The 19992-nt window shown below is 63.8% G+C and carries 17 protein-coding genes and 2 pseudogenes; 9 read left to right on the top strand and 10 right to left on the bottom strand.

What is annotated here, in order from left to right:
- Positions 1 to 7: 7 nt before the first annotated feature.
- The 5 genes from J3A66_RS04270 to J3A66_RS04250 all read right to left on the bottom strand — a co-directional run bounded on the left by J3A66_RS04270 (position 8) and on the right by J3A66_RS04250 (position 4965).
- Positions 8 to 1447 carry an efflux transporter outer membrane subunit gene (locus J3A66_RS04270; RefSeq protein ID WP_209567394.1) on the bottom strand — a complete coding sequence of 480 codons (1440 nt, stop codon included), beginning with the start codon at positions 1445 to 1447 and terminating at the stop codon, positions 8 to 10.
- 311 nt (positions 1448 to 1758) lie between these two features.
- Positions 1759 to 2385 carry a TorF family putative porin gene (locus tag J3A66_RS04265; protein ID WP_209567392.1) on the bottom strand — a complete coding sequence of 209 codons (627 nt, stop codon included), beginning with the start codon at positions 2383 to 2385 and terminating at the stop codon, positions 1759 to 1761.
- 67 nt (positions 2386 to 2452) lie between these two features.
- On the bottom strand, positions 2453 to 3697 hold the full coding sequence (locus J3A66_RS04260; RefSeq protein ID WP_209567389.1) for a S8 family serine peptidase: 1245 nt from the start codon (positions 3695 to 3697) through the stop codon (positions 2453 to 2455).
- Positions 3694 to 4365 carry a zf-HC2 domain-containing protein gene (locus J3A66_RS04255; protein WP_209567387.1) on the bottom strand — a complete coding sequence of 224 codons (672 nt, stop codon included), beginning with the start codon at positions 4363 to 4365 and terminating at the stop codon, positions 3694 to 3696. Before J3A66_RS04255 ends, J3A66_RS04260 begins: the two co-directional genes overlap by 4 nt.
- Before the next feature lie 9 nt (positions 4366 to 4374).
- A complete protein-coding gene (locus J3A66_RS04250; RefSeq protein WP_348633988.1) occupies positions 4375 to 4965 on the bottom strand; it encodes a sigma-70 family RNA polymerase sigma factor in 591 nt (196 codons plus the stop codon).
- Between the two features lie 391 nt (positions 4966 to 5356).
- Here J3A66_RS04250 and J3A66_RS04245 point away from each other — a divergent pair.
- The 3 genes and pseudogenes from J3A66_RS04245 to J3A66_RS19410 form a co-directional block, all read left to right on the top strand.
- Positions 5357 to 5887 (top strand): annotated as a pseudogene (locus J3A66_RS04245) (transposase); the annotation flags it as partial.
- Positions 5888 to 5944: 57 nt separating this feature from the next.
- Positions 5945 to 6244: a transposase gene (locus tag J3A66_RS04240; RefSeq protein WP_348633987.1), complete on the top strand. Its 300-nt coding sequence runs from the start codon at positions 5945 to 5947 to the stop codon at positions 6242 to 6244.
- A complete protein-coding gene (locus J3A66_RS19410; RefSeq protein WP_159043664.1) occupies positions 6244 to 6558 on the top strand; it encodes an IS3 family transposase in 315 nt (104 codons plus the stop codon). The genes J3A66_RS04240 and J3A66_RS19410 overlap by 1 nt, the downstream gene beginning before the upstream one ends.
- Here the strand turns inward: J3A66_RS19410 and J3A66_RS19200 are convergent.
- Positions 6549 to 6710: pseudogene (locus J3A66_RS19200) on the bottom strand (IS3 family transposase); the annotation flags it as partial. The gene J3A66_RS19410 and the pseudogene J3A66_RS19200 sit on opposite strands and share 10 nt — an antisense overlap.
- A gap of 76 nt (positions 6711 to 6786) precedes the next feature.
- Between J3A66_RS19200 and J3A66_RS19405 the strand changes: the two are divergent.
- Positions 6787 to 8499 (top strand): methyl-accepting chemotaxis protein, encoded by a 1713-nt coding sequence (locus J3A66_RS19405; RefSeq protein ID WP_209567383.1) that lies wholly within the window; start codon positions 6787 to 6789, stop codon positions 8497 to 8499.
- 566 nt (positions 8500 to 9065) lie between these two features.
- Here J3A66_RS19405 and J3A66_RS04225 read toward each other — a convergent pair.
- A complete protein-coding gene (locus J3A66_RS04225) occupies positions 9066 to 9218 on the bottom strand; it encodes a hypothetical protein (RefSeq protein ID WP_209567382.1) in 153 nt (50 codons plus the stop codon).
- Between the two features lie 112 nt (positions 9219 to 9330).
- Here J3A66_RS04225 and J3A66_RS04220 point away from each other — a divergent pair, with 112 nt between their 5' ends.
- Positions 9331 to 12081 (top strand): TonB-dependent receptor, encoded by a 2751-nt coding sequence (locus J3A66_RS04220; RefSeq protein ID WP_209567380.1) that lies wholly within the window; start codon positions 9331 to 9333, stop codon positions 12079 to 12081.
- Between the two features lie 273 nt (positions 12082 to 12354).
- Here J3A66_RS04220 and J3A66_RS04215 read toward each other — a convergent pair whose 3' ends face one another.
- On the bottom strand, positions 12355 to 12681 hold the full coding sequence (locus tag J3A66_RS04215) for a putative quinol monooxygenase (protein WP_209567378.1): 327 nt from the start codon (positions 12679 to 12681) through the stop codon (positions 12355 to 12357).
- A 121-nt stretch (positions 12682 to 12802) separates the two neighbouring features.
- Here J3A66_RS04215 and J3A66_RS04210 point away from each other — a divergent pair, with 121 nt between their 5' ends.
- A complete protein-coding gene (locus tag J3A66_RS04210; protein WP_209567376.1) occupies positions 12803 to 13159 on the top strand; it encodes a helix-turn-helix domain-containing protein in 357 nt (118 codons plus the stop codon).
- 228 nt (positions 13160 to 13387) lie between these two features.
- Here the strand turns inward: J3A66_RS04210 and J3A66_RS04205 are convergent, their stop codons facing one another.
- Positions 13388 to 13777 carry a hypothetical protein gene (locus tag J3A66_RS04205; protein ID WP_209567374.1) on the bottom strand — a complete coding sequence of 130 codons (390 nt, stop codon included), beginning with the start codon at positions 13775 to 13777 and terminating at the stop codon, positions 13388 to 13390.
- 622 nt (positions 13778 to 14399) lie between these two features.
- Here J3A66_RS04205 and J3A66_RS04200 point away from each other — a divergent pair.
- A complete protein-coding gene (locus tag J3A66_RS04200; protein WP_209567372.1) occupies positions 14400 to 14966 on the top strand; it encodes a hypothetical protein in 567 nt (188 codons plus the stop codon).
- 179 nt (positions 14967 to 15145) lie between these two features.
- Here J3A66_RS04200 and J3A66_RS04195 read toward each other — a convergent pair whose 3' ends face one another.
- On the bottom strand, positions 15146 to 15916 hold the full coding sequence (locus J3A66_RS04195; RefSeq protein WP_245336948.1) for an SGNH/GDSL hydrolase family protein: 771 nt from the start codon (positions 15914 to 15916) through the stop codon (positions 15146 to 15148).
- A gap of 206 nt (positions 15917 to 16122) precedes the next feature.
- Between J3A66_RS04195 and J3A66_RS04190 the strand changes: the two genes are divergently transcribed.
- Together J3A66_RS04190 and J3A66_RS04185 are read left to right on the top strand one after the other, a co-directional pair.
- The gene (locus tag J3A66_RS04190) at positions 16123 to 18333 is read left to right on the top strand and encodes a hypothetical protein (RefSeq protein WP_209567368.1); all 2211 of its coding nucleotides are present in this window, start codon (positions 16123 to 16125) and stop codon (positions 18331 to 18333) included.
- Between the two features lie 11 nt (positions 18334 to 18344).
- Positions 18345 to 19967, top strand: a complete 1623-nt coding sequence (locus J3A66_RS04185; protein WP_209567366.1) for a DUF5597 domain-containing protein — start codon at positions 18345 to 18347, stop codon at positions 19965 to 19967.
- The last annotated feature ends 25 nt before the right edge of the window (positions 19968 to 19992 follow it).

Genomic DNA, 19992 nt, shown 5'->3' with positions numbered 1-19992 from the left:
GCCGCGATCACTGCCCCGCCGGAGTGAGGGTGGATGGCGGCGAAGACGTCGTCCGCCATCCACCGCCGAGCGCGCGGACAAGGCCGACGGTGGCGATCGCCCGCGCATGACGAAGCCGGACCAGCCGGGTTTGCGCGCCAAGATCCGCGCGTGCCGTGTCGAGCGACTCGAGCAGGCTGATCGAGCCGCGGGCGAGGCGTCGGGCAGCCAGCTGTTCGCCGCGAAGGCTCGCATCTGCCGCTTCGCGCGCCACCGCCTCCTCCGCCGCAAGCAGGCGCGTGGCTGCGAGCTGGTCCTCCACGTCGCGAAACGCACGCAGGATCGTGTCGCGCTGCTGCGCCTGGGCGAGCTCCTCCTCGGCAGCCGCCCTGCGGACACGCGCGGCGGTACGGCCGCCGTCGAAGATCGGCAGCGAAAGGATCAGGTTGAAACCGAACGTCTGCGCGGTCTGGGACAGGAGCTCGCCGAGCGTCGGCGAGGCCTGCCCGCCATTGCCCGTGAGCGCAAAGCCCGGAAACCATGCGGTCTTCGCGGCCCGATGCCGCAACCGCGCCGCCTCCACCGCATCCGCGACCGCCGCGACGTCCGGCCGTCGCAGCAGCATCTCGCTCGGCAGTCCGGCCGGGATCGTGGGAACCGTGAGGAGTCCCGGTGCGGCGCGACGGTCGGGGATTGCTGCGGCTCCGACCAGCAACGCCAGCGCATGCCGGGTCAGTGCGCGGTCGCGGTCGCGCGCGAGCAGGTCGGCGCGCAGCATGGCAAGTTCCACCTGTCGCCGATTGACGTCGCGCGCCGCGGCATTGCCGCGCGCGGCCTGTGCCGCAACGATCGCCAGCGCCCGCGCCGCCCGGCCGATCGCGCTGGCCAGGACGTCGCGCTCGCCCTCGAGCGCGCGCAACGCGAAATAGGTCTGCGCAATCTCCGCCTGCACCGCGAGCCGCGCACCGGCCAACGTCGCCTCTGCGGCGCGCGCATCCAGCCGCGCCGCGCGCGCGGCCTTGCCAAGGCCGCCAAATAGGTCGGGCTCCCACGCCGCACGGAGGCCAAGCTCGAACAGACGGCCGTTTTCGCCGCTGGCGGTGGCAAGATTGCCTGACTGGTCGGCGACGCCGGCAATCGCGGAAACCCGCGGCAGCCGTTCGGCGGAGGCCGTGCGGACGGCGGCCCGTGCGATCGAAAGCCGCGCCGCGATGATCGCGATGTCCGCGTTATCGGTATTGCCCCGCGTGACAAGCGCGTCGAGCTCTGGGGAGCCGAAGATCGTCCACCAGTCCGCGCGCCAGGGCAGCGGGCTCGCGACGCACTGTGCCTCGACATAGGCCGCGGGCACGTCCGCGGCGTCAGCGGCCGCCGCGATGCCGAACACGCTGGCGACGAGGAGGGGGATTGCGTGCCGGACGCGGAGATGGCCGGAACAAGTCCGGCCATCTCGTCTGGAAACGATCATCTGAGATCGCAACCGCAGCGGTTCAGGCGTGCGGCTTGGGATCGTCCCTGCCACGACCGCGACGGATGTGGCCGGCGGGATCATCGGCGCCGCGTTTGCCGGCGTGCAGATCGGTCTGGATCTTCATGCTTCTTCTCCTGACATGCCGCGCAGCTAGACTCCGCGGCGGGTTTCGGTGGGTCGGATCCTGTCGAAATTGGGCGTTCTTGCGTCGCTCGAAGGTCTTTCCGACCGCATCCCATCACCGCTGCAGGCGGTGACATGCGTTAGTGTCGCGCGCGCGAAAAACGGTTCAAATCATTGGAACCTTTTTAGAAACTGCGTCGCGCACCAAGGATGAGACCGCTCTGCCAGCGTCCGTTGTCATGGTTTGGGCCATTGCCTGCCCATTGCACGGTGATGGCGAGTCTATCGAACCGGCGCGCGACACCCAGTCGCCAGTCGAGCTCGATGAATCGCGGCCTGCCGGGATCGCGTGGTGGCGTCAGGACCCCGCCATGGCCCGCCAGGGACCAGGGGCCGTGCTCGACCAGCGTCGCGTTGACGTCGACATAGGCCGCTTCGCCGCCGCGGCCGTCATAATCGGGCGTCAGGTAGAGATGCGACTGCACGCGCCGCCCGATCAGTCCGACATAGGCTTCGGTCAAACGGCGTGCATAGTCGCCGGTAAAGAACCGGCTATAGACCCGATTGGTGATGCCGATATCGAAGGTCAGCGCGCCGTTGAGACGTCTGGCGTAACCGACATACTGTACCGAACGGTGCGGCCGGACGCCGCTGTCTCGCGTCGCAACGACCGTCGCCGAAATACCCGCATAAAGCCCACGGATATCGTCATAGGCCAGCGTCGCGGTGCCGATCGGTCGGTCGCCGCTGACCGTCTGTCCGCGAAAGCGGTCATCCGATGCGACCGAAATCTCGAACCCGGTTTGCGCCATCGCAGGCACGGGGCCGAGGCCAATCGAGCATATTGCAAGACCGTGCAGACCGCGCGCGCGCCGCCGCCTAATTCGGCACGGAACAGCGCGCGCTGCCGGACCGCGCCAGGTGTTGGAGCGTGTCGCACGCATCAATGACGCCGCCGCCGCTGCGCGCGGACACGAAAGACTGGCCCGTCTTGCCGGGGCGCAATTCCTGCATGAGCGCCATCAGCCCGCTGACATGCGCGGCCGCATAAGAATTTCCACTGACCAGATACCATCGACCGCCCGGCTCCGTGGTCGGCACGTCCCGCCCGGGGGCAATGTAAACCCCGGTTCGCGTTCCCGCCACTCCATCGTCCGCGACCGCGACAACGCCGGGCAGCGCCGCCGGGAAGCCCGAGCCCGTCTCGGGATCGACCGCCGCGACGAACGCGACGCCGCGCGCGATGCCGACCTGGACGAGCCGGGCGAGCAGCTGATCGAACGGCCCTGTCAGGCTGAGATTGACGACACGCGCCTTGCGCTCGATCGCGAAGGTCAGCGCCTTGGCGAGGCTCAGCGTGTCGCAGATCGTTCCTGCGGTGCCGCCGGGTTGCCAGCATGCGCGCAGCCCCATGAGGCGCGCACCAGGCGCAACACCCGCGATCCCGACCGCGTTGTTCGCCCGCGCCCCGATGATCCCTGCGACGCCGGTCCCATGGGTTTCCGCCCCCACGGTTGCGGCATCGGCGACAAAATCGCGATTGATCATCAATTGCCCACGAAGATCGGGGTGGCCGGCATCGATCCCGCTGTCGATGATCGCCACCGTGATGCCGTTGCCGGTCGCCATCCGGTGGAGCGCCGCGAGCTGCCAGCCGCGCGTCGCCGGCTGGGCACGGAACAGGCGATCATTGTAAAAGGCCGGCGCCTGGCCCTGCGTCGCGTAGCGGTGGAGCGGCTGTGACCAGGCGACGCCTGACAGGTGCGAAATCCGCTCGGCGGTTCCCTCGAGTGATCGGCCTTCGGGGACGATCATCACCATGCAGTCGATTCCAAGGATCGGCATCGGCCAGCCGGTCTCCAGCCGCAACCCTTCCTTGCGCGCGATCCGCGCCGCCAGCCGTCGTCGCGCCTGTGCGCTCGTCGGATCACCGTAGCCGCCGCCATAGTCGGTGCCCGGGCGATAGTGCTCCGGGGCGAGCCTGAGCATTACCAGGATGCGGCGATCCACCATCGCGTCGGGGCTTTCCGATGGTGCGGCCGCCGCGCCTGCCGGGCGTTGCGCGGTCGCCATCGACGGGGTGGCCGTGATCGCGAGCGCGAGGAGCAGAAGCGCGCGGTTCATTTCGCGGGCGCCTGTTCGATCGGTTCCGCCATCGTCACGTCCGCGTCGCGCCGCAGCCGTGCAAGCGCCGCGCCGCCCGCGCCGCCCGGTACCGCGAGGACATAGGCGCCGGACGCGGTCGGCCCGTCGACCAGTCTCGCGCCGCTTGCCTGGAGTGCCCGACGGAACGCCGCCTCGCTGGCCTCGGGCCGAAACATCGCCAGCACATTGCCGCTGCGTGTTGCACCCGCGTCGCCCAGCACATGATACGCGCCCGGCCGCCCATCGGATCGCTGCGTCAGCGTCTGCGCGCCGAGCGCGAGTACGGCGACGAATTGCGCTGCGACCACCCAGCGTAGCGTCCGGGGGCGCATGACGGCGCGACGTGCCGCACGCAACGGATCGCGTGTGCGGCGTCGCGGCGCGGCCGTCGCGACCGACACGCTGCTCGTCGCGTCGAGCCGCGCCGCCATCGCCGCCCAGCTATCGCCGGTTTCACCCGTATCCCGCGCCACCGCATCCGCCAGATGCCGCTCCTGCACCAGATCCGCGCGGCACGCACCGCACCCGGCAAGATGCTCAGCGACGAACGCATTCTCCACGGCATCCAGCTGCCCGGTGACGTACCAGGGCAGCAGCAGGTGCACCTCGGCATGCCGGTCGGTGGGGAAGGGAAGGATCTGGGTCATCGTCCTGTTCTAGAGCCAGTCCGACAGATCGCCGGGAAGGCTTTGCTTGAGGTGGCGGCGGGCGTGGAACATCCGCGTCTTCACGGTATCGACGGGGCACTCCATGATTTCGGCAATCTCGCGGTAGCTGAAGTCCTGGTAATAGGTCAGGTTGACGACGGCACGGTGCGACACGGACAAGCCTTCGATGGCTTCGGCCAGCGCCAGCTTCACGCGGACCGCCTGGCTGTTCTCCTCGGGTGTCGCCGCGTCGCTGGCGAGTGCTTCCGAGCGGTCGTCATCGACCGCCTCGTCCAGCTTGCGCAGCGCCGCGAGGCCCTGGCGATAGGCAATTCCGAACATCCACGTCGACAGCCGGCTCTCGCCATTAAAGCCTCCGATCCGGTTCCACACGACCATCATGGTATCGTTCCGCACCTCCTCCACGAGATGCGGGCGGCGTAACAAATTGAGGAGGAAGCGTGACAATCGGGCGTCCCACGCGCGATAGAGCATCTCGAACGCCCGCCGATCGCGCGCACGGATACGATCGATCAGCGCGGCCTCGCCGATACCGTGTCCGTCCTTGGCGCGCGGCGCCGCAGACCCGACCCCTGTCACTCCGGTCCTCCTGTTCGCCCCTTAGTGTCTGCCCGGCCGGAAATGGTTCAATCGCAACTTCGCACGGCGATACGATCCAGTCCTGGATGAGCAGTGCTCAGCGGTCACACGGGCTGACGCCCCGTTCACCTTGCCAGCAATAGGCGCGAGACGATAAGCCAATTTAACTCGCGCTCGCGAGCATGAACACGCGGCAGAAACGTTGCTCTTCGTGCCGGAACAGGACGGTCCGCGTCCGACCAGAAACCCGCCGGTTGGCCCCTTACCCGACCGCCTGAACGAAGGTCCACTTGCGACGATAGTCACTCAAAAGCGACCGCACGCTTACCACCGAGGCAGTGTGAAAACGTCTTGTTAGGCTATACTTGGCTGCGTCATCTGGAGACGTCGGATGGGTCGTTTCATCGAGGGGTGTGACCGCCGGGAGCAGCTTTTTCTGCCGCCCTGCGTGCACGATTAGTTACGGAAGACAGCACCGTGCGCATCGTCGATGTGTTCGTCGACGAACTGGATCTGGCGACGCTGGGGTTTGCCGGCGCCGCTGCGACGGGTCGGCCAGGCTATCATCCGGCGACGTTGCTCAAGCTCTACGTCTACGGCTATCTAAATCAGATTCCGTCGAGCCGACGCCTGGAGCGCGAGGCGGGCCGCAACGTCGAGCTGATGTGGGTGACGGGCAAGCTCGCACCGGATATCAAGACCGTCGCCGACTTTCGACGCGAACATGAGCTGCGATCCAGGCGGCCTGTGTCGGCAGCTCGGCCTCATTGCGGGCGGCACGGTCGCGGTGAACGGGAGCCGCTTTCGCGGGGTGAATGCGCGCGACCGTAATTTCACGCCGGTCACGATCCGGCGCCGGATAGAGCAGGTCGATGCCAGCATCCAGCGCTACCTCGGCATCCTCGACACCGCGGGAAAGCGTCGCGGCTGTCCCCGTTTCTAGGAAAATGCGACGAGGTCGGATCTGCTCCCCAAAATCATGCCATTGGGAAATTTGCTCGTCAGATGGAGACGAGTGATGCGGCGAGGCCGATTTGCCGGGGATTGGATCATTGGCGTGCTGCGCGAGTATGAGGCCGGCGTGAAGACCGCCGAGTTGTGCCGGAAGCACGGGATTAGTGACGCGACGTTCTACAACTGGAAGGCGAAATACGGCGGGATGACCGTGTCGGAGACGGCGCGGTTGCGGGCGCTTGAGGACAAGAACCGCCGGCTGAAGGATCTGCTGGGAAAAAACCGATCCGGTCTGCGGAGCGCTACGCTTCAGTGGAGAAGCTGATGGCTGACCACGGTTTCTCCGAGGGGCGTGCCTGCGGGCTGATCGGGGTCAATCGGTCGGCATGGCATTATGAGCCGCTTCGCGGGCAGGACGATGCTGCCCGCGTCCGGATGCGCGAGATCGCGAACGAGCGTCGTCGGTTCGGCTACCGGCGGCTGGCGATCCTACTCAGGCGCGAGAGGACAGGCATGAACCTGAAGAAGGTGTATCGGTTGTATCGCGAGGAGCGGGTGACGGTGCGCAAGCGTAGCGGCCGCGAGCGCGCGCTTGGGACGCGACCGCCGGTCGCCTTCATCCCCCGGCACGAGCGATAGCGCATTCTCGTGCGATCCGCTTCGACGACAGCATACGCCCGCCGCTCGCTCATCCTCAGCACCGTCCGGAGATGCGCGACTGCTTGCTGCTTCACGGCAGGCGTCATCGCTTTTTTTGACAACAGGTCTTTCAGACCTGCGTTGTTCAGCATCTGTCACACAGAGTTAAGATGCGCGCCGTAGCGGCCGCCTATGACAAATCGAACGTTAAGACTTTGGTCGCGGAGCATGGTCGCACGGCTGATGGTACCCGTCGCCATCATGCTGGGGCTGGTGTGCCTGCTGGGCCTGATCGGGCACGGTACCAGAGACCGTGTTCAGACGGCGCGCGATGCGGCGAATGCCGGCCAGACCGTTCGGATCAACCTGATCGAGGTGCGGTCGATCAGCCGCTCGTTGCAGCGTGACGCGCTGAACCTGCTGCTCGAACGCGATCCTCGCGCACTTGCGATTATCCATGGGAAATTCGCGAAACGGTCAATCCAGATGCGGACGCAGCTTGCCCAGCTGGTTCGGAATCCGATCGCGGGGTTAAGCGCACGGAGCTCATATATCGCCAGTCAGATCATCGTATTACGTCAGTTGGCGATCATGGCCGATGACGCCACGAAGAGTCGCCAGGATCGGGCGTGGAAGGTCTTTCGCGATGACGTCCGTCCCAACGAGCGGATGGCATCCAAGATCGCTGATACCCTCATCGCGTCTCAGGAAGTCGAGGTCGAGCGTCTGTTCCGCACCGCCCATGATATGGAAAGGCAAGAAGTCGCGATCAGTGTCGCGGCAGGCATCATCCTGTTCGCACTTTCCGCATACGGCACGGTGGTGATCGTCCAACGGACCATTGTCCGCCCGTTGCTGGACATCGAACATACATTGGCGGTGATCGCCGGAGGGAATGCAGAAGGTCGCACGCCGCACGCAGAACGAACCGATGAGATCGGTCGGATGTCACGCGCGATCGAAGTCTTTCGGGCCTCGGTCGTGGAGCGTGGACGTTTGGAAGCCGATAATAGCCGGCAGCGGTTGGCAGAGGTTCAGCGCGAACGTCAGATCGAAGATGCGCGGCGCACGGCACAGACCGCCGAGGCGGAACGTGACCGTATCGTCCGACAGGCCGCAACCACGTTGGAAGGCGAGATAGCGAACGTGCTTGCCGAACTTCGCGGAGCAGCCGGGCAATTGTCCACGACATCGGGCGAACTCGAGGATCATTCGACCGACGCGACGCGCGAGCTTGGTAGTGTCGGCGTAGCCGTCAGGCGAGCGATCGACGGAGCGACGGATATTGCCGCGGCAACGACCCAGTTTATGGGCGCGATAAGTCTGTCCAGTCAGAGTACACGTCTGTCTGCCGATCTCAGCGCAGAGGCCGCGGACTGCGCAGCCCGGCTCGCACAGGATATGACCGACGTCCAGAATGAGGCCCGCGCAATTGGTGCGATCGTCGGAGTCATCAGGACCATTGCCGCACGAACCAAGCTCCTCGCGTTGAACGCCGCCATGGAGGCGGCCCGTGTCGGCGAGGCAGGAAAGGGGTTTGCCGTCGTTGCCGACGCCGTGAAATCTCTGGCCGCGCAGACCGCGGAAGCGACGGGTGAGATTGCGGAGCAGATAGCTGGCATGCAACGCGGCACCGGCGCAGCCTATGCCGGTCTGTTGCATATTCGCGCGATGGTCGAGGACATGGCTCGCGGCACCGATGATCTCGCGTCGAGCATTGGCGAACAGGCGCAGAGCGGCCAGGTCATCAGCCGGAACGTGGATGGAACTGCTACAGACCTCGACCTGATCGGGCGCCTGGTGACACAGGTATCCGTCGCGACGCAAAGCACGACGGGAATGGCAGCCAAGGTCCGCATGGACTCACGGCTGGTCGAAGACGGGGCATCGTCAATCGATGCCGCCCTGTTGCGCTTCTTCGAGACGTTGCACGCAAATTGAGGCGACGCGCCGTCGATCCGCAATACCGGATAGGTACGGCTCAGCGTAGACCGCTACCCTCCAGCGCGAGAACCGCGGCCCGCATCGCTACGATGCGATCGGCCGCCGTGGGCGAAAGCTCGCCCCAGGAAAATGCCGAACGGTCACGCGCGCCTTCGCGCCACATCCGCGCAGCGACATTGTCCAGGTCCGCTGCGGTCGGGGACCGGCCCGTCGACATGCAATCGACGATTTGATGGGGAACGAGCGAGGTAGCGCTGGACATCGGGAATACCCTCTACTGCAAGCGCTGTCCCTAGCTGCGTTTGATGGCACCAGAATGACAGGCGCGGTGTTTTCAAACACCTAGCGGTATGGAAATGCTTTCCGGAGCTTCGGGCCCTGACGCGAAAACCACGTCCAGCCATAGGCCGTGCTGATCCGAATATATGCCACAGCCATCGACGTGACGATCAAGTCATGCCGCATCGTAACATGCACGTCACAAGTTTACCGCATTCAGCCTCGAGCGGGATGCGGTAATTGGGGGCGCGATGTTTTAGATCTTGGCTCGTTGCTGGCGTTCGTCATTTTGACAAGCCGATGTAAGCGACAAAATCAAGCGACGCATACGCTTGCTGCTGCAACGCGACGGCATGAAGAATTGTCTGGTTTTCCAGATCAATAGTCGTCGCGTGCGCTAAAGCCAACGTATCACCGCCGGCGGACTGCCGTTCCATTAGATGAAATCTATCATGATCTCGAACGCACACGTTCGGGGCGCGAAGTCGCACGTCCAGCGATCACCTCGCGGGGTGTCACTGGCATATCAGCACCGGGGGAAGCCGAACAATGATCCGTAGTTTGAAGCATGTCGACCGCATGACGTCCCTGCTCTTGGGAGCCGCGACCGCAGCACTGTCCGTGGCACCGGCCGCTGCCCAAACCGTAGCGGCGCCCGTCAGTCAGGAGGCCGATACGGGCGACGAGATCCTGGTCTCCGGGTATCGCCGCAGCCTCGAAGAAGCGATCGACATGAAGCGCAACACGATCGGCTTTTCGGACTCGATCATCGCCACCGATATCGCCGACTTCCCCGAGCAGAATCTCTCCGAAGCGCTGCAGCGCGTGCCCGGCGTGACGATCGAACGCGAACGCGGCCTCGGCACGCGCGTCAACGTCCGCGGCCTGCCGAGCGAATTCACCTTCGTGTCCATCAACAAGCTGGCGACGGCCTCGGGCTCGGGCGGCCGCGACGTCGAGTTCGACATCTTCGCGTCCGAACTGATCCAGTCGGTCACCGTGCAGAAGTCGCCGGTGGCGGCGGACGAGGAGGGCGGCATCGCCGGCTCCGTGCTGATCCGTACCGCGCGGCCGTTCGACAACCCCGGGCTTCGCGTGGTCGGCAGCGTTGATGGCGCGTATAATTCGATCTCCGAAAAGATCGATCCTAACTTCTCGTTTCTCACCAGCAAGACCTTTGGCGATTTTGGCTTGCTGGTTTCGGTCGCCAAGCAGCAGCGCACCAATCGCACCGATTCCAACTCGGGTATCAACTTCCGCCCGATCGCGCGCTGGACCGATCGCGCCAACACCGTCTATCGCAACCAGGCGATCGCTGTATTGCAGCGCGACGCTGGCGTGACGTTCACCGAAGCCAACAAGAACAGAATCGTCTTCCTCGATAAGGTCGGCGACCGCGTCTATCAGAACGATCAGAACCGCCTCGGGCTGTCGGGCTCGGTGCAGTACAAGCCGAGTGACGATTTCAGCCTCGCGTTCGATGCCTTTCTCGGATCATACGACACGACCGAGGACGAATATGACGCTGCCGGCTATTCGGCATCGAGCAATTCGACGCTCGAGACGATCCACGAATTTGATGCCAAGACGCTCGCCGATAGCGGCATCGTCGTGCTGCGCGACGTCTCCTACACCAACACGCAGCACGAATTCCTGAGCAAGGAATATATCAACGAGACCGACTATCGTCAGTTCGGTGGGGAGATGAACTGGACGACAGGCAATTGGAAGATCAATGCGCTGGGTGGCTATTCCGGCGCCAGGAAGACGCTGGACTATGCGAATCTGAAGCACGTCGCCTACGCGCCCTCGCGCACGCGCTATACCGAGAATGGCGGCGAAACGATTCAGAGCGGCAATCCGAAGACGATCGACATGTACGATGCGCCGAATTCGTATCTGTTCGAAGCCTATGAGACCACGCGCGAACAGATCAAGGACGACAAATATGCCGCTCAGATCGATCTGAGCTACCAGTTTGACTCGTCGGTGCTCAAGCGCTTCAATTTCGGTGGTCGCTACACCGACAAGACCAACGAGCGTCAATATGGCGAGGAGAAGATCCAGGGTCCGACCCGCGGCAGCACCGCCTATGTCAACACCCGCAAGCTGGGCGACAGCCCGCTCGAGACCGTCACCGACATCGTCGGAGGGAAGAACTACCAGGCACGCGACCTGAGCTGGGCGCAGGTCTCGAACGCCTATGCGCGCGCCTTCTTCCGGCCCGACGGTTTCGTCACGCCGTTCAGCGATGCGAACTATTACAAGGTCAAGGAAGAGACGATCGCCGGCTATGCGATGGTCGATTTCGAATTCGACGTGGCCGTGCCGCTGTTCGTCAATCTGGGTGGCCGCTATCTGCGCACCACGATCAATTCGGAAGGGTTCCAGCAGGTCCAGAACCCGAGCGGCTCGATCGGCCTGACCCCCGCGCCGGTGTCAAGCGACGGCAAATATGAGAAATTCCTGCCCTCGTTCAACGCGCATGCCGAGCTGACCGACAGCCTGTTTCTGCGCGCTGCTGCGTCAAAGACGCTGATCCGCCCGGCGTTGACCGACCTGGCGTACAAGCGGATCGCGAGCATCGGCAATTTCCGGTACACCGATGGCAATCCCGGCCTGAAGCCTACGCTTGCCGATCAGTGGGAAGTCGGCCTCGAGCAATATCTCCCGCGCGGCGGTATTCTGGCAGCGTCCTATTTCTGGAAGAAGATCAAGGGTGTGGTGCAGAGCCAGCTGACCGGTGAGGTACCCGGCGTGACGGTCTACAACGCCAACGGCACGGTCAACGGCGTCTATGACTTCGACGTCTACCAGCCCGTCAACGCCAAGGGCGCGTACAAGGTCAGCGGCGTCGAGGTGAACGCAGTGATCCCGTTCGGCATGATTGCGGACTGGGCGGACGGCTTCGGCGTCAACGCCAACGCCACCTTCCTCGACAGTTCGCTGACGGGTCAGTCCGACCTCGGCATCGATACTTCGCCGATCGGCCTTGCTGACAAGACCTACAATGCCACGGTCTTCTACGACAAGGGGCCGGTGTCGCTGCGCGTCTCGTACAACCGCAAGGGTGCTTATGTGGAGCGGATCGAGCGCAACATGTATCCGGTCTACCGCGATGCCTATGGCCAGTTCGACGTCGCCGCCAGCTATCAAGTGACGCGCAACGTCCGTGTCGAGCTGCAGGGCATCAACGTCGGCAATGCGAAGACCACCGGCTATACGATGGATCCCTCCTTCCCGGCGATATACGAATCCTCGGGCAGCCGCATCAGTCTGGGTATCCGCGGGCAGTTCTGATCCCCGGCAGGCCTCGCCGTGGGGGCGGGGCCTGCCGCGTAATCTCGTTGCGGAGCATCCCCAAGTCTCGCGTAGCGCCCTTGCCGCTCTCGCTCGACGCCAGCAACAGGACGGCACTCGCGACAAGTTCAAGCCGCCCCAGGCGCCGGAGTGGAACGCCTGTGATCAGCTCTTCGTCAGCTCCCGGCGTTGCGCCAAAATTGTACCGAATAAGACGTGTTTCAGTGCCTCCCGGACGAGACGACGTTCACGCGGATGCCGCGTTCTTTCCGGTCAGGACGGCATATCAAGCGCCGCTCTGCCCGAAATCGAATAGGCGTCCGCCTGACGGTCGATGATGCCGAGTTTCCCGGCTTCTTCGAATACCGCTTGAAAATCGGGCGTGGAGAGGTGCGCGTTCAACGCCGCCTGATCTCGCCAGGCTTCAATCAGGCGGAACGTGCCGGCGGCACCTACTTCCTCCGTAACGTCGAGAAATATACAGCCGTCCCGTAGCTTGGCTGCGCTCGACATGCGCGAAGCGATATCCCGGAACGCCTCCACCTCTCTGAGCTGGATGCGATATGTTGCATAGATCAGGATGGTCGGGGTGTCGGTCATGTCCAAGCTCCATCGTGGCGACGGAAAAGACGATCGATCCCGTCGCGCACGGTTCCGGGATATGGACCGGAACTGGTACTGCGGGTAGAACCTACCTAAAGGTAAGTGTCAAAGAGGCTTGATGAACGTTCCCCGATCTGACCCTGCAAGTGACTGTGGCCTCGATGTCGCGCTGGCCATCATGGGCGGCAAATGGAAGCCGCTGATCCTGTATCATCTCCGCTCGGGTCCGAGGCGGTTCGGCGATCTCAAGCGGGCGGTTGCCGGCATCAGCGAAAAGGTGCTGATCCAGCAATTGCGTGAACTCGCTTCGGCAGGCGTAGTGGTTCGTCACGATTATGGCGAAGTGCCGCCCAAGGTCGATTACACCGTCACGCCGTTCGGCATGACGCTGATCGAGGCTCTGCTGCCCCTGTGCGAGTGGGGCGTAAGGAACCGCACCCGCGCTTCGGCCATCATGACTTCGAGGGCGATCTAGAGAGCCGCTAACTGCGCCTCGTTGCTAAGGCTTTCCCAATGTTTTCTCTTTTTTGAAGAGGCATCGCCGCGATGTCGGCTATTGCCGGCCGCCGTCCCGAAAGCCGCCGTTCCACTTTCCTCCCTCGGCGAACATCAGACTAACGTGGAGAAAGGCGAAGCTGCTGATCGCCTGAAATGTTTGCGGTCAGGCGCCCGGCGACGATGCTGGTAGCTGCCGTTTGAAATGCTACTCTCCTTGCGCGTAAAACGCGTAAAAGAGGCGCTCGTGCCAAATCACAGCTAAGGTTGCCGTGTGCAGCAGCGCGATGGCGAGGTTGCTCTTTACCACCGGATTGCGCCAACCGACCGCCGGTATGGTCATCAGCTTGTAGGTAATCTGTACCGGAAACAAGACGCCGGCGATGGCGATCGACAGCGTCGTATTGCCCGAAGCCTGACCAATCAGCGCGACGGCGCTGGCCATTGCGATGGTCGCGTAAAGGCATGCAAGGATACGCCGTGCAGCACTGTCGGCGCCGTAGCACGCCGTCATCGCCGGCACGTCGCGCGCGATCAACGCTGGAATGACCGTCACAACGATAACATTCACGAGATGAGATAGGGTCAGCAAGACCATGCCTTCATCCGATCAGAAGCTGGCGCATGGTGAATATATGCATCCGATGCGTACCGGTCCAGCGAGGGCGCGGCTTATGGACCCGACAACAGACACGCCTGATCGGAATTGATCAACGAGGCGCTAAATCCGATCTATAAAATATCCTTGCGAGTTATCTAAGCTGCGAGTTCGATAAGTATCTATGGGCTGATGTTTTTCAATCAACGATATCCCGGTTTAGCGTCCTTAGTCCGTAAGGTAGTCAGAAAAGTAGAAGGCCTAAAAAGTGACCAATTTTTGCTTTTGCCGCCGTCAGACGAGCTCATTTAAACCGGGCATTGCCGACGCAAGAAACGCGAGATAGATTCTAGCCATGTGGACATTGTTCCCTTGAAATATTGCGGCTCTGGGCATCTAGGCTTTCCACTACGGGCCTTCCGGGTGCGCTTCGAATTACCGGACCAGTCGGGAAGCTCTCCCGCCGTATGAGGCGGAACGGGGGCGGCTGGGGGGCAACTGACTCAAAGGATATAGATTGTTGGTGCGAACTTCCTGACTTAAGTCTACGAAAGCTACCATCAACGGCGTCCCGTTGGCTGAGAGACGCTGGAGTGCTCCCGCTTATCTGGGGGAGTGACCAATGTTCCGTTTCGATCTGGAGCCTGCGATACCGCTTCTGACGGTCATCCAGAAAGGCGTTTGGACAGCCGCGACGGTGGCGACGTTTGAGCCGGCTTTTCGGCAAGAGCTTAAACGGCTTCTGGTCTCGGGGCGGCCGACATCGCTGATTATCGAAATCAGAGCCCCGGTGCCCAGGGATCTTCTTGTCACCGAGGCGCTGCGCGCAATGGTTGCGCGACTTGGACTTCTCAACGCGGACAGAACCGCCGTGGTGTCGTCGTTGGGATTTGCAGATCTGCAAGCCGGGCGCATTTCAGACCCAAATACACGGATCTTTACGTCGATCGTTCAGGCAAGGGACTGGGTGACGAACAACCCCGCGGAAAGCCTAGGTATGACGTGCGGCAACGAGCCGAGCGATGCTAGCCCAGAAGGGTCCGTCGTCCATGTACGCGGTCCTGCAGACGTGGACTTTGTGCTTACCCCGGCCGCCGCGCTCGAAACGGCTAGGCGTATTAGCGATGCAGCGGTGGAAGTGCTGCTCGAAACCGCGAGCACGACGGCTCAGCGCGTCATTCCGATGTAAGCAGTTCCAAAGCCCGGACGCCTGATTTGGTGCCAGCACTGTAGTGGCGCTGAGTATGGAAAATCTTTGCATCCCATCATTGCTTGATCATGACGCGCGCACTTGGCGCCACCGGTCTAAGGTTCGCCACTGGGAACCTTAGACCGGGTCGTGTTCGCTGGGACCGGAAATTCGGAATGTCACCTGCCGAGCGCTTGGGCGATCGCCGCGGTCGCGAGGGGGCGCATGGCGGCATAGCCCTGCGGGGTCGGGTGGACGCCGTCGGTTGCGTAGCCGGGCTTCATCGCCCCCGCCGGCGTCGAAAGTGCGGCGTGATAATCGACATAGGTGAAGCCATTGGCTTTGGCATAGCCGCGCAGCCAGTCGTTGAGCGCGGCGATCTGCGGGACCGGGCGTTTGTCGCGGCTCCAGGGAAAGGCGGCGGCGGGGGGAACCGAGGCGAGGATCACCTTGATCCCGTGCGCGCGCGCGAGTTCGGCCATGGTCCGGATATTGCCTTCGACCGTCTCGATCGTCGCTGCGCCGGTGTTGCCGGCGATGTCGTTGGTGCCGGCCATGATGTGGACTGCCCGCGGTTTGAGCGCGATGACATCGCTGCGAAACCGGACGAGCATCTGCGGGGTCGTCTGCCCGCTGATCCCGCGATCGACCACGCCGTTCGAGAACAATGCGGCGTCGGCATGGATCCAGTTGTCGGTGATCGAATCGCCCATGAACACGACGCGGACCGTCTTGCCGGCGAGTCCGCGATTATCCGCAGCGTAACGGCACAACTGGCCAAAGTCGCGGGTCAGCATATGCCGTTTCCACGCTGCCCAGCCGGCTGCATCGGCCGGTGCCGGATGCTGCGGGCAGGGGTCGGCGACGATACCCACCGGATCGCTGGCATAGGGCGTGTCTGCGTCACTCGTCTGCGCGACGACGGAGATTGGCAACACACCAAGTATCATTGGCAAGAGCCGGTGTTTCATCGCCATGCGGTGGATCCTTTCCTGTGTCCTACGTCGCCCTCGACCGGCGCGATTATATAATTACCGCAATTTATCATACAAACCTTGTTACCGCTATCGGATCAGGCAATACAGCGGCGCTACGCGACCGGAGCTTATCGGTTGCGAGGCTAGAGGGGACGGGACTGGTGGGGAAGAGGGTGGTCTTGACGAGCGCGATCGCGTTGCTCGCCCTGTCGGCGCCTTCCCGTCCCGCCGCGTCGCACGCCGAGGTTTCTCCGGCTCGTGCGCCCTATGCGTGGCGCAACGTCCGGGTCGGTGGCGGCGGCTTCGCGCCCGGCATCATCTTCAGTACCGTCGAGCGTGGGCTCGCCTATCTGCGTACCGACATGGGCGGAGCCTATCGCTGGGACGCGGCCGCGCGTGCCTGGCTGCCGTTGCAGGATGGCAATGCCGTCAGCAGCTATATGGGGATCGAAAGCATTGCCGCGGATCCGGTCGATGCGGATGTCGTCTATCTCGCGGCGGGCATGTCGGCGCGGGGCGAAGCGGGGATCTGGCGATCGGACGACCGTGGCGCGCGGTGGCGGATTACGCCGGTACCGTTTGCGATGGGCGGCAACGAGGATGGCCGCGGCCTTGGCGAACGGCTTGCGATCGACCCGCATCGCCCGGCGACGCTGATGTTCGGGTCACGCCATGACGGCCTGTGGCGCAGCGACGATTCGGGTGCGCATTGGCGAAAGGTCGACAGCTTTCCGGTTGGGGGGCTCGGCAAACCGGTACAGCCCCGCGCAACGCATGGCGGGCTGAGTTTCGTCCTGTTCGATCGCGCGCATCGCGGGCGGATCTTCGTCGGCCAGGCGGACCCGGGCGCGCATCTCTTCCGTTCCGATGACGGTGGTGGGTCGTGGCGCCAGGTATCCGGCGGGCCCGACGAAAGCATGCATGCCGTGAAGGCCGTACTCGGTACGGACGGTGTCGTGACAATGACCTGTTCGAACGGAATCGGGCCAAATGGAATCACTCGGGGCGGCGTCTGGCGGTACGATCCAGCGACCAATGTCTGGACCGACGTGACCCCCGACAGGCGACCGGATGCGCCGGCGGGAGGCTATATGGGCGTAGCGGTATCGGCGCAGGATCCGCGCGTCATCGCCGTCAGTACCGTCAATCGCTATCGCCCCGTCGACACCGTGTGGCGATCGAGCGACGCTGGCGCACATTGGGACCAGCTCTACCAGCGCAGCACCCGCGACGTCACGCAGACCCCGTTCCTCGCGTTCGACGGCCCGGCGGATTTCGGGCACTGGATCGCGGGGCTTGCGATCGATCCGTTCGACCCGGGCCACGCCGCCTATGTGACCGGCGCGACGCTGTACGAGACGCGCGATTTCGACCGACGTGGAACGATGCCGTGGAAGCCCTGGACACGGGGTATCGAACAGACCGCGATCATCACGCTGATCAGCCCGACGGGGGGCGCACCGTTGATCTCGGGGTTCGGCGATATTGCCGGGTTTCGCCACGACGATCTGACGGTTTCACCGCCCAACAGCCACCGTAACCCCTATCTGACCAACACGAACACGCTCGATTATGCGGGACTGGCGCCGGCGGTGGTCGTCCGCAGTGGCAGCAGCCATAGTCGCGAGGTTGCGGGCGCGAGCCTGGCCTGGTCGCAGGATGGGGCCCGGAGCTGGCAGCCCCTCGTCACGCCCGGCAGGGGCGCGTCCGAACGGACCGGCGATGCGCCGATCATCGTCTCGGCAGACGGTGCGGCGTTTATCGTCGAGACGGAACAGCCCGTCCTGACCCGCGATCGCGGGCGGACCTGGGTCCGGATCCAGGGTCTTCCGGCTGGGCTGCGGCCGGTCGCCGACAAGGCCGACCCATCCCGCTTCTACGTCGTCGACACGCTGAACAACCGCGTCCTGCGCAGCACGGACGGCGGCGCGCATTTCATGCCCGTCGCTGCACAGGGCCTCCCCGCTGACCTTTCGACGGCACAGGCCCGCAACCGGGAGGCGCAGAGCCCGCTGCTTGCGACGCCGGGCACGCCGGGCCTGCTGTGGCTCAACCTCGGCGGGGACCTGTACCGCTCGATCGATGGCGGTGAGCGATGGGCGCGGGTCGGGGCAGGGTTGCACGTTGCGCAATTCGGTCTGGGCAAGGCGGCAGCCGGCGCCCGCTGGCCGGCACTCTACGTGATCGGCCAGCAGGCCGGACAGGATGCGGTGTGGCGATCGATCGACGGCGCGACGACGTGGCATCGGATCAACGACGACCGGCATCAATGGGGACTGCGCTTCCGCGTGATCAGCGGCGATCCGCGGATTTTTGGCCGCGTCTATATCGGCACCGACGGCCGCGGCGTCGTCTATGGCGACCCGGTCACCCGGAACACGAAGAGCTGAGGGGGATGAAGATGAAACGACAGGCTCTGCTGCTTGCGTGGACGCTGTCCGCGCTGGCGACCGCCGCACATGCGCAACAAGCGACGCCGGTGCCGCATGTCGAGACGAAGAACGGCCGTCATGCGCTGATCGTCGACGGCGCGCCCTTCCTGATGCTTGGAGCGCAGGTCAATAATTCGAGCAACTATCCCTCCGCGCTGCCGAAGGTCTGGCCGATGCTCGAACAGATCCATGCGAACACTGTCGAGGTCCCCGTTGCCTGGCAACAGATCGAACCGATCGAGGGGCAGTTCGATTTCTCGTTCGTCCAGACGCTGCTCGACGAAGCGCGCACGCATGACAAGCGCGTCGTCCTGCTCTGGTTCGGAACGTGGAAAAATACCGCGCCGGGGTACACGCCCGACTGGGTCAAGCTCGACAATCGCCGCTTTCCCCGGATGAAGGACAAGGCGGGGCAGGATCATTCCGTCCATACGCCGCTCGCCCGGTCGACGCTCGAGGCCGACAAGCGCGCCTTTGTACGCCTGATCGGCTATCTCAAGGAGCATGATCCGCAGAATACGGTCATCCTCGTCCAGCCCGAAAACGAGGTCGGCAGCTACCTCGTCCCGCGCGACTACAGCCCGGCGGCGAACGCGCTGTTCGCGAAGCCCGTGCCCGCGGCGCTGACGCGCAAGCTCGGCAAGCCCGCCGGCAGCTGGACCGCGCTGTTCGGCGCGCAGGCCGACCGCGCGTTCAACACCTGGCACACGGCACGATATGTCGACGAGATCGCTGCCGCGGGCAAGGCGGTCAAGCCGATCCCGATGTACGTCAACGCGTCGCTGGCCGGACCATCCAATGTGCCCGATCCGACCGGTGTCGCCAGTGGCGGGCCGCAGCAGGACGTGCTCGATATCTGGAAGGCGGCAGCGCCGTCGATCGATTTCGCCGCGCCAGACATTTATGACCGTGCGAGCGAGAACGTCGCGCAATATCTCGATAAATATGCGCGGCCCGACAATGCACTGATGGTTCCTGAAATCGGCAATGCCCGCGAATTCGCGCGCTATTTCTACGGTGCGCTGGGTCGTGGCGCGATCGGCTACGCGCCGTTTGGGATGGATGATACCGGCTACGTCAACTATCCGCTCGGCGCGCGGTCTTTGGACGATGCGACGCTCGATGCGATCGCCAAACCCTATGCCCTGTTCGCCGGCATGGCGCGCGAGTGGGCGAAGATCGCGTTCGAGCGTCCGACCTGGGGCGTTTTCAAACCCGACGACAATACGCCCCGGTCGACCGTGATGGGCGACTGGACGATCAAGGCGACCTGGGGCGAATGGCAGTTCGGTCAGAAGGACTGGACCTGGATCAAGACCGAGCCCGCGCCATGGGGCAACGAGCCCGTTGGCGGCGCGGCGATCGCGCACTTGTCCGCCGATGTCTTCCTGGTTGCTGGGGACCATGTCCGTCTCAACTTCGGCGCGCGATCGGGGGGCCCCGCAAACGGCCTCATCCTGCGCGTGGAGGAGGGGCATTTTCGGGGCGGTGTCTGGGTGCGCGACCGGATCTGGAACGGCGACCAGACTGACTACGGAATCAACCTGATCGAGCCCGTGCTGCTTCGCGTCACGATGGGCGCATATCGCTGAAACATTACCGATCGACGCGCCGCGG

The sequence above is a fragment of the Sphingomonas sp. PvP018 genome (genome assembly GCF_017876865.1).
GTDB classification, from domain to species: domain Bacteria; phylum Pseudomonadota; class Alphaproteobacteria; order Sphingomonadales; family Sphingomonadaceae; genus Sphingomonas; species Sphingomonas aerolata.
The sequence above is the reverse complement of the archived record's forward strand: the minus strand, read 5'-3'. Positions and strand labels throughout refer to the sequence as shown.

Coding starts and splice junctions, on each gene's coding strand:
- J3A66_RS04270 (WP_209567394.1), bottom strand. CDS start 1,447: ATGATCGTTTCCAGACGAGATGGCCGGACTTGTTCCGGCCATCTCCGC.
- J3A66_RS04265 (WP_209567392.1), bottom strand. CDS start 2,385: ATGGCGCAAACCGGGTTCGAGATTTCGGTCGCATCGGATGACCGCTTT.
- J3A66_RS04260 (WP_209567389.1), bottom strand. CDS start 3,697: ATGAACCGCGCGCTTCTGCTCCTCGCGCTCGCGATCACGGCCACCCCG.
- J3A66_RS04255 (WP_209567387.1), bottom strand. CDS start 4,365: ATGACCCAGATCCTTCCCTTCCCCACCGACCGGCATGCCGAGGTGCAC.
- J3A66_RS04240 (WP_348633987.1), top strand. CDS start 5,945: ATGCCATTGGGAAATTTGCTCGTCAGATGGAGACGAGTGATGCGGCGA.
- J3A66_RS19410 (WP_159043664.1), top strand. CDS start 6,244: ATGGCTGACCACGGTTTCTCCGAGGGGCGTGCCTGCGGGCTGATCGGG.
- J3A66_RS19405 (WP_209567383.1), top strand. CDS start 6,787: ATGGTCGCACGGCTGATGGTACCCGTCGCCATCATGCTGGGGCTGGTG.
- J3A66_RS04225 (WP_209567382.1), bottom strand. CDS start 9,218: ATGGAACGGCAGTCCGCCGGCGGTGATACGTTGGCTTTAGCGCACGCG.
- J3A66_RS04220 (WP_209567380.1), top strand. CDS start 9,331: ATGATCCGTAGTTTGAAGCATGTCGACCGCATGACGTCCCTGCTCTTG.
- J3A66_RS04215 (WP_209567378.1), bottom strand. CDS start 12,681: ATGACCGACACCCCGACCATCCTGATCTATGCAACATATCGCATCCAG.
- J3A66_RS04210 (WP_209567376.1), top strand. CDS start 12,803: ATGAACGTTCCCCGATCTGACCCTGCAAGTGACTGTGGCCTCGATGTC.
- J3A66_RS04205 (WP_209567374.1), bottom strand. CDS start 13,777: ATGGTCTTGCTGACCCTATCTCATCTCGTGAATGTTATCGTTGTGACG.
- J3A66_RS04200 (WP_209567372.1), top strand. CDS start 14,400: ATGTTCCGTTTCGATCTGGAGCCTGCGATACCGCTTCTGACGGTCATC.
- J3A66_RS04195 (WP_245336948.1), bottom strand. CDS start 15,916: ATGATACTTGGTGTGTTGCCAATCTCCGTCGTCGCGCAGACGAGTGAC.
- J3A66_RS04185 (WP_209567366.1), top strand. CDS start 18,345: ATGAAACGACAGGCTCTGCTGCTTGCGTGGACGCTGTCCGCGCTGGCG.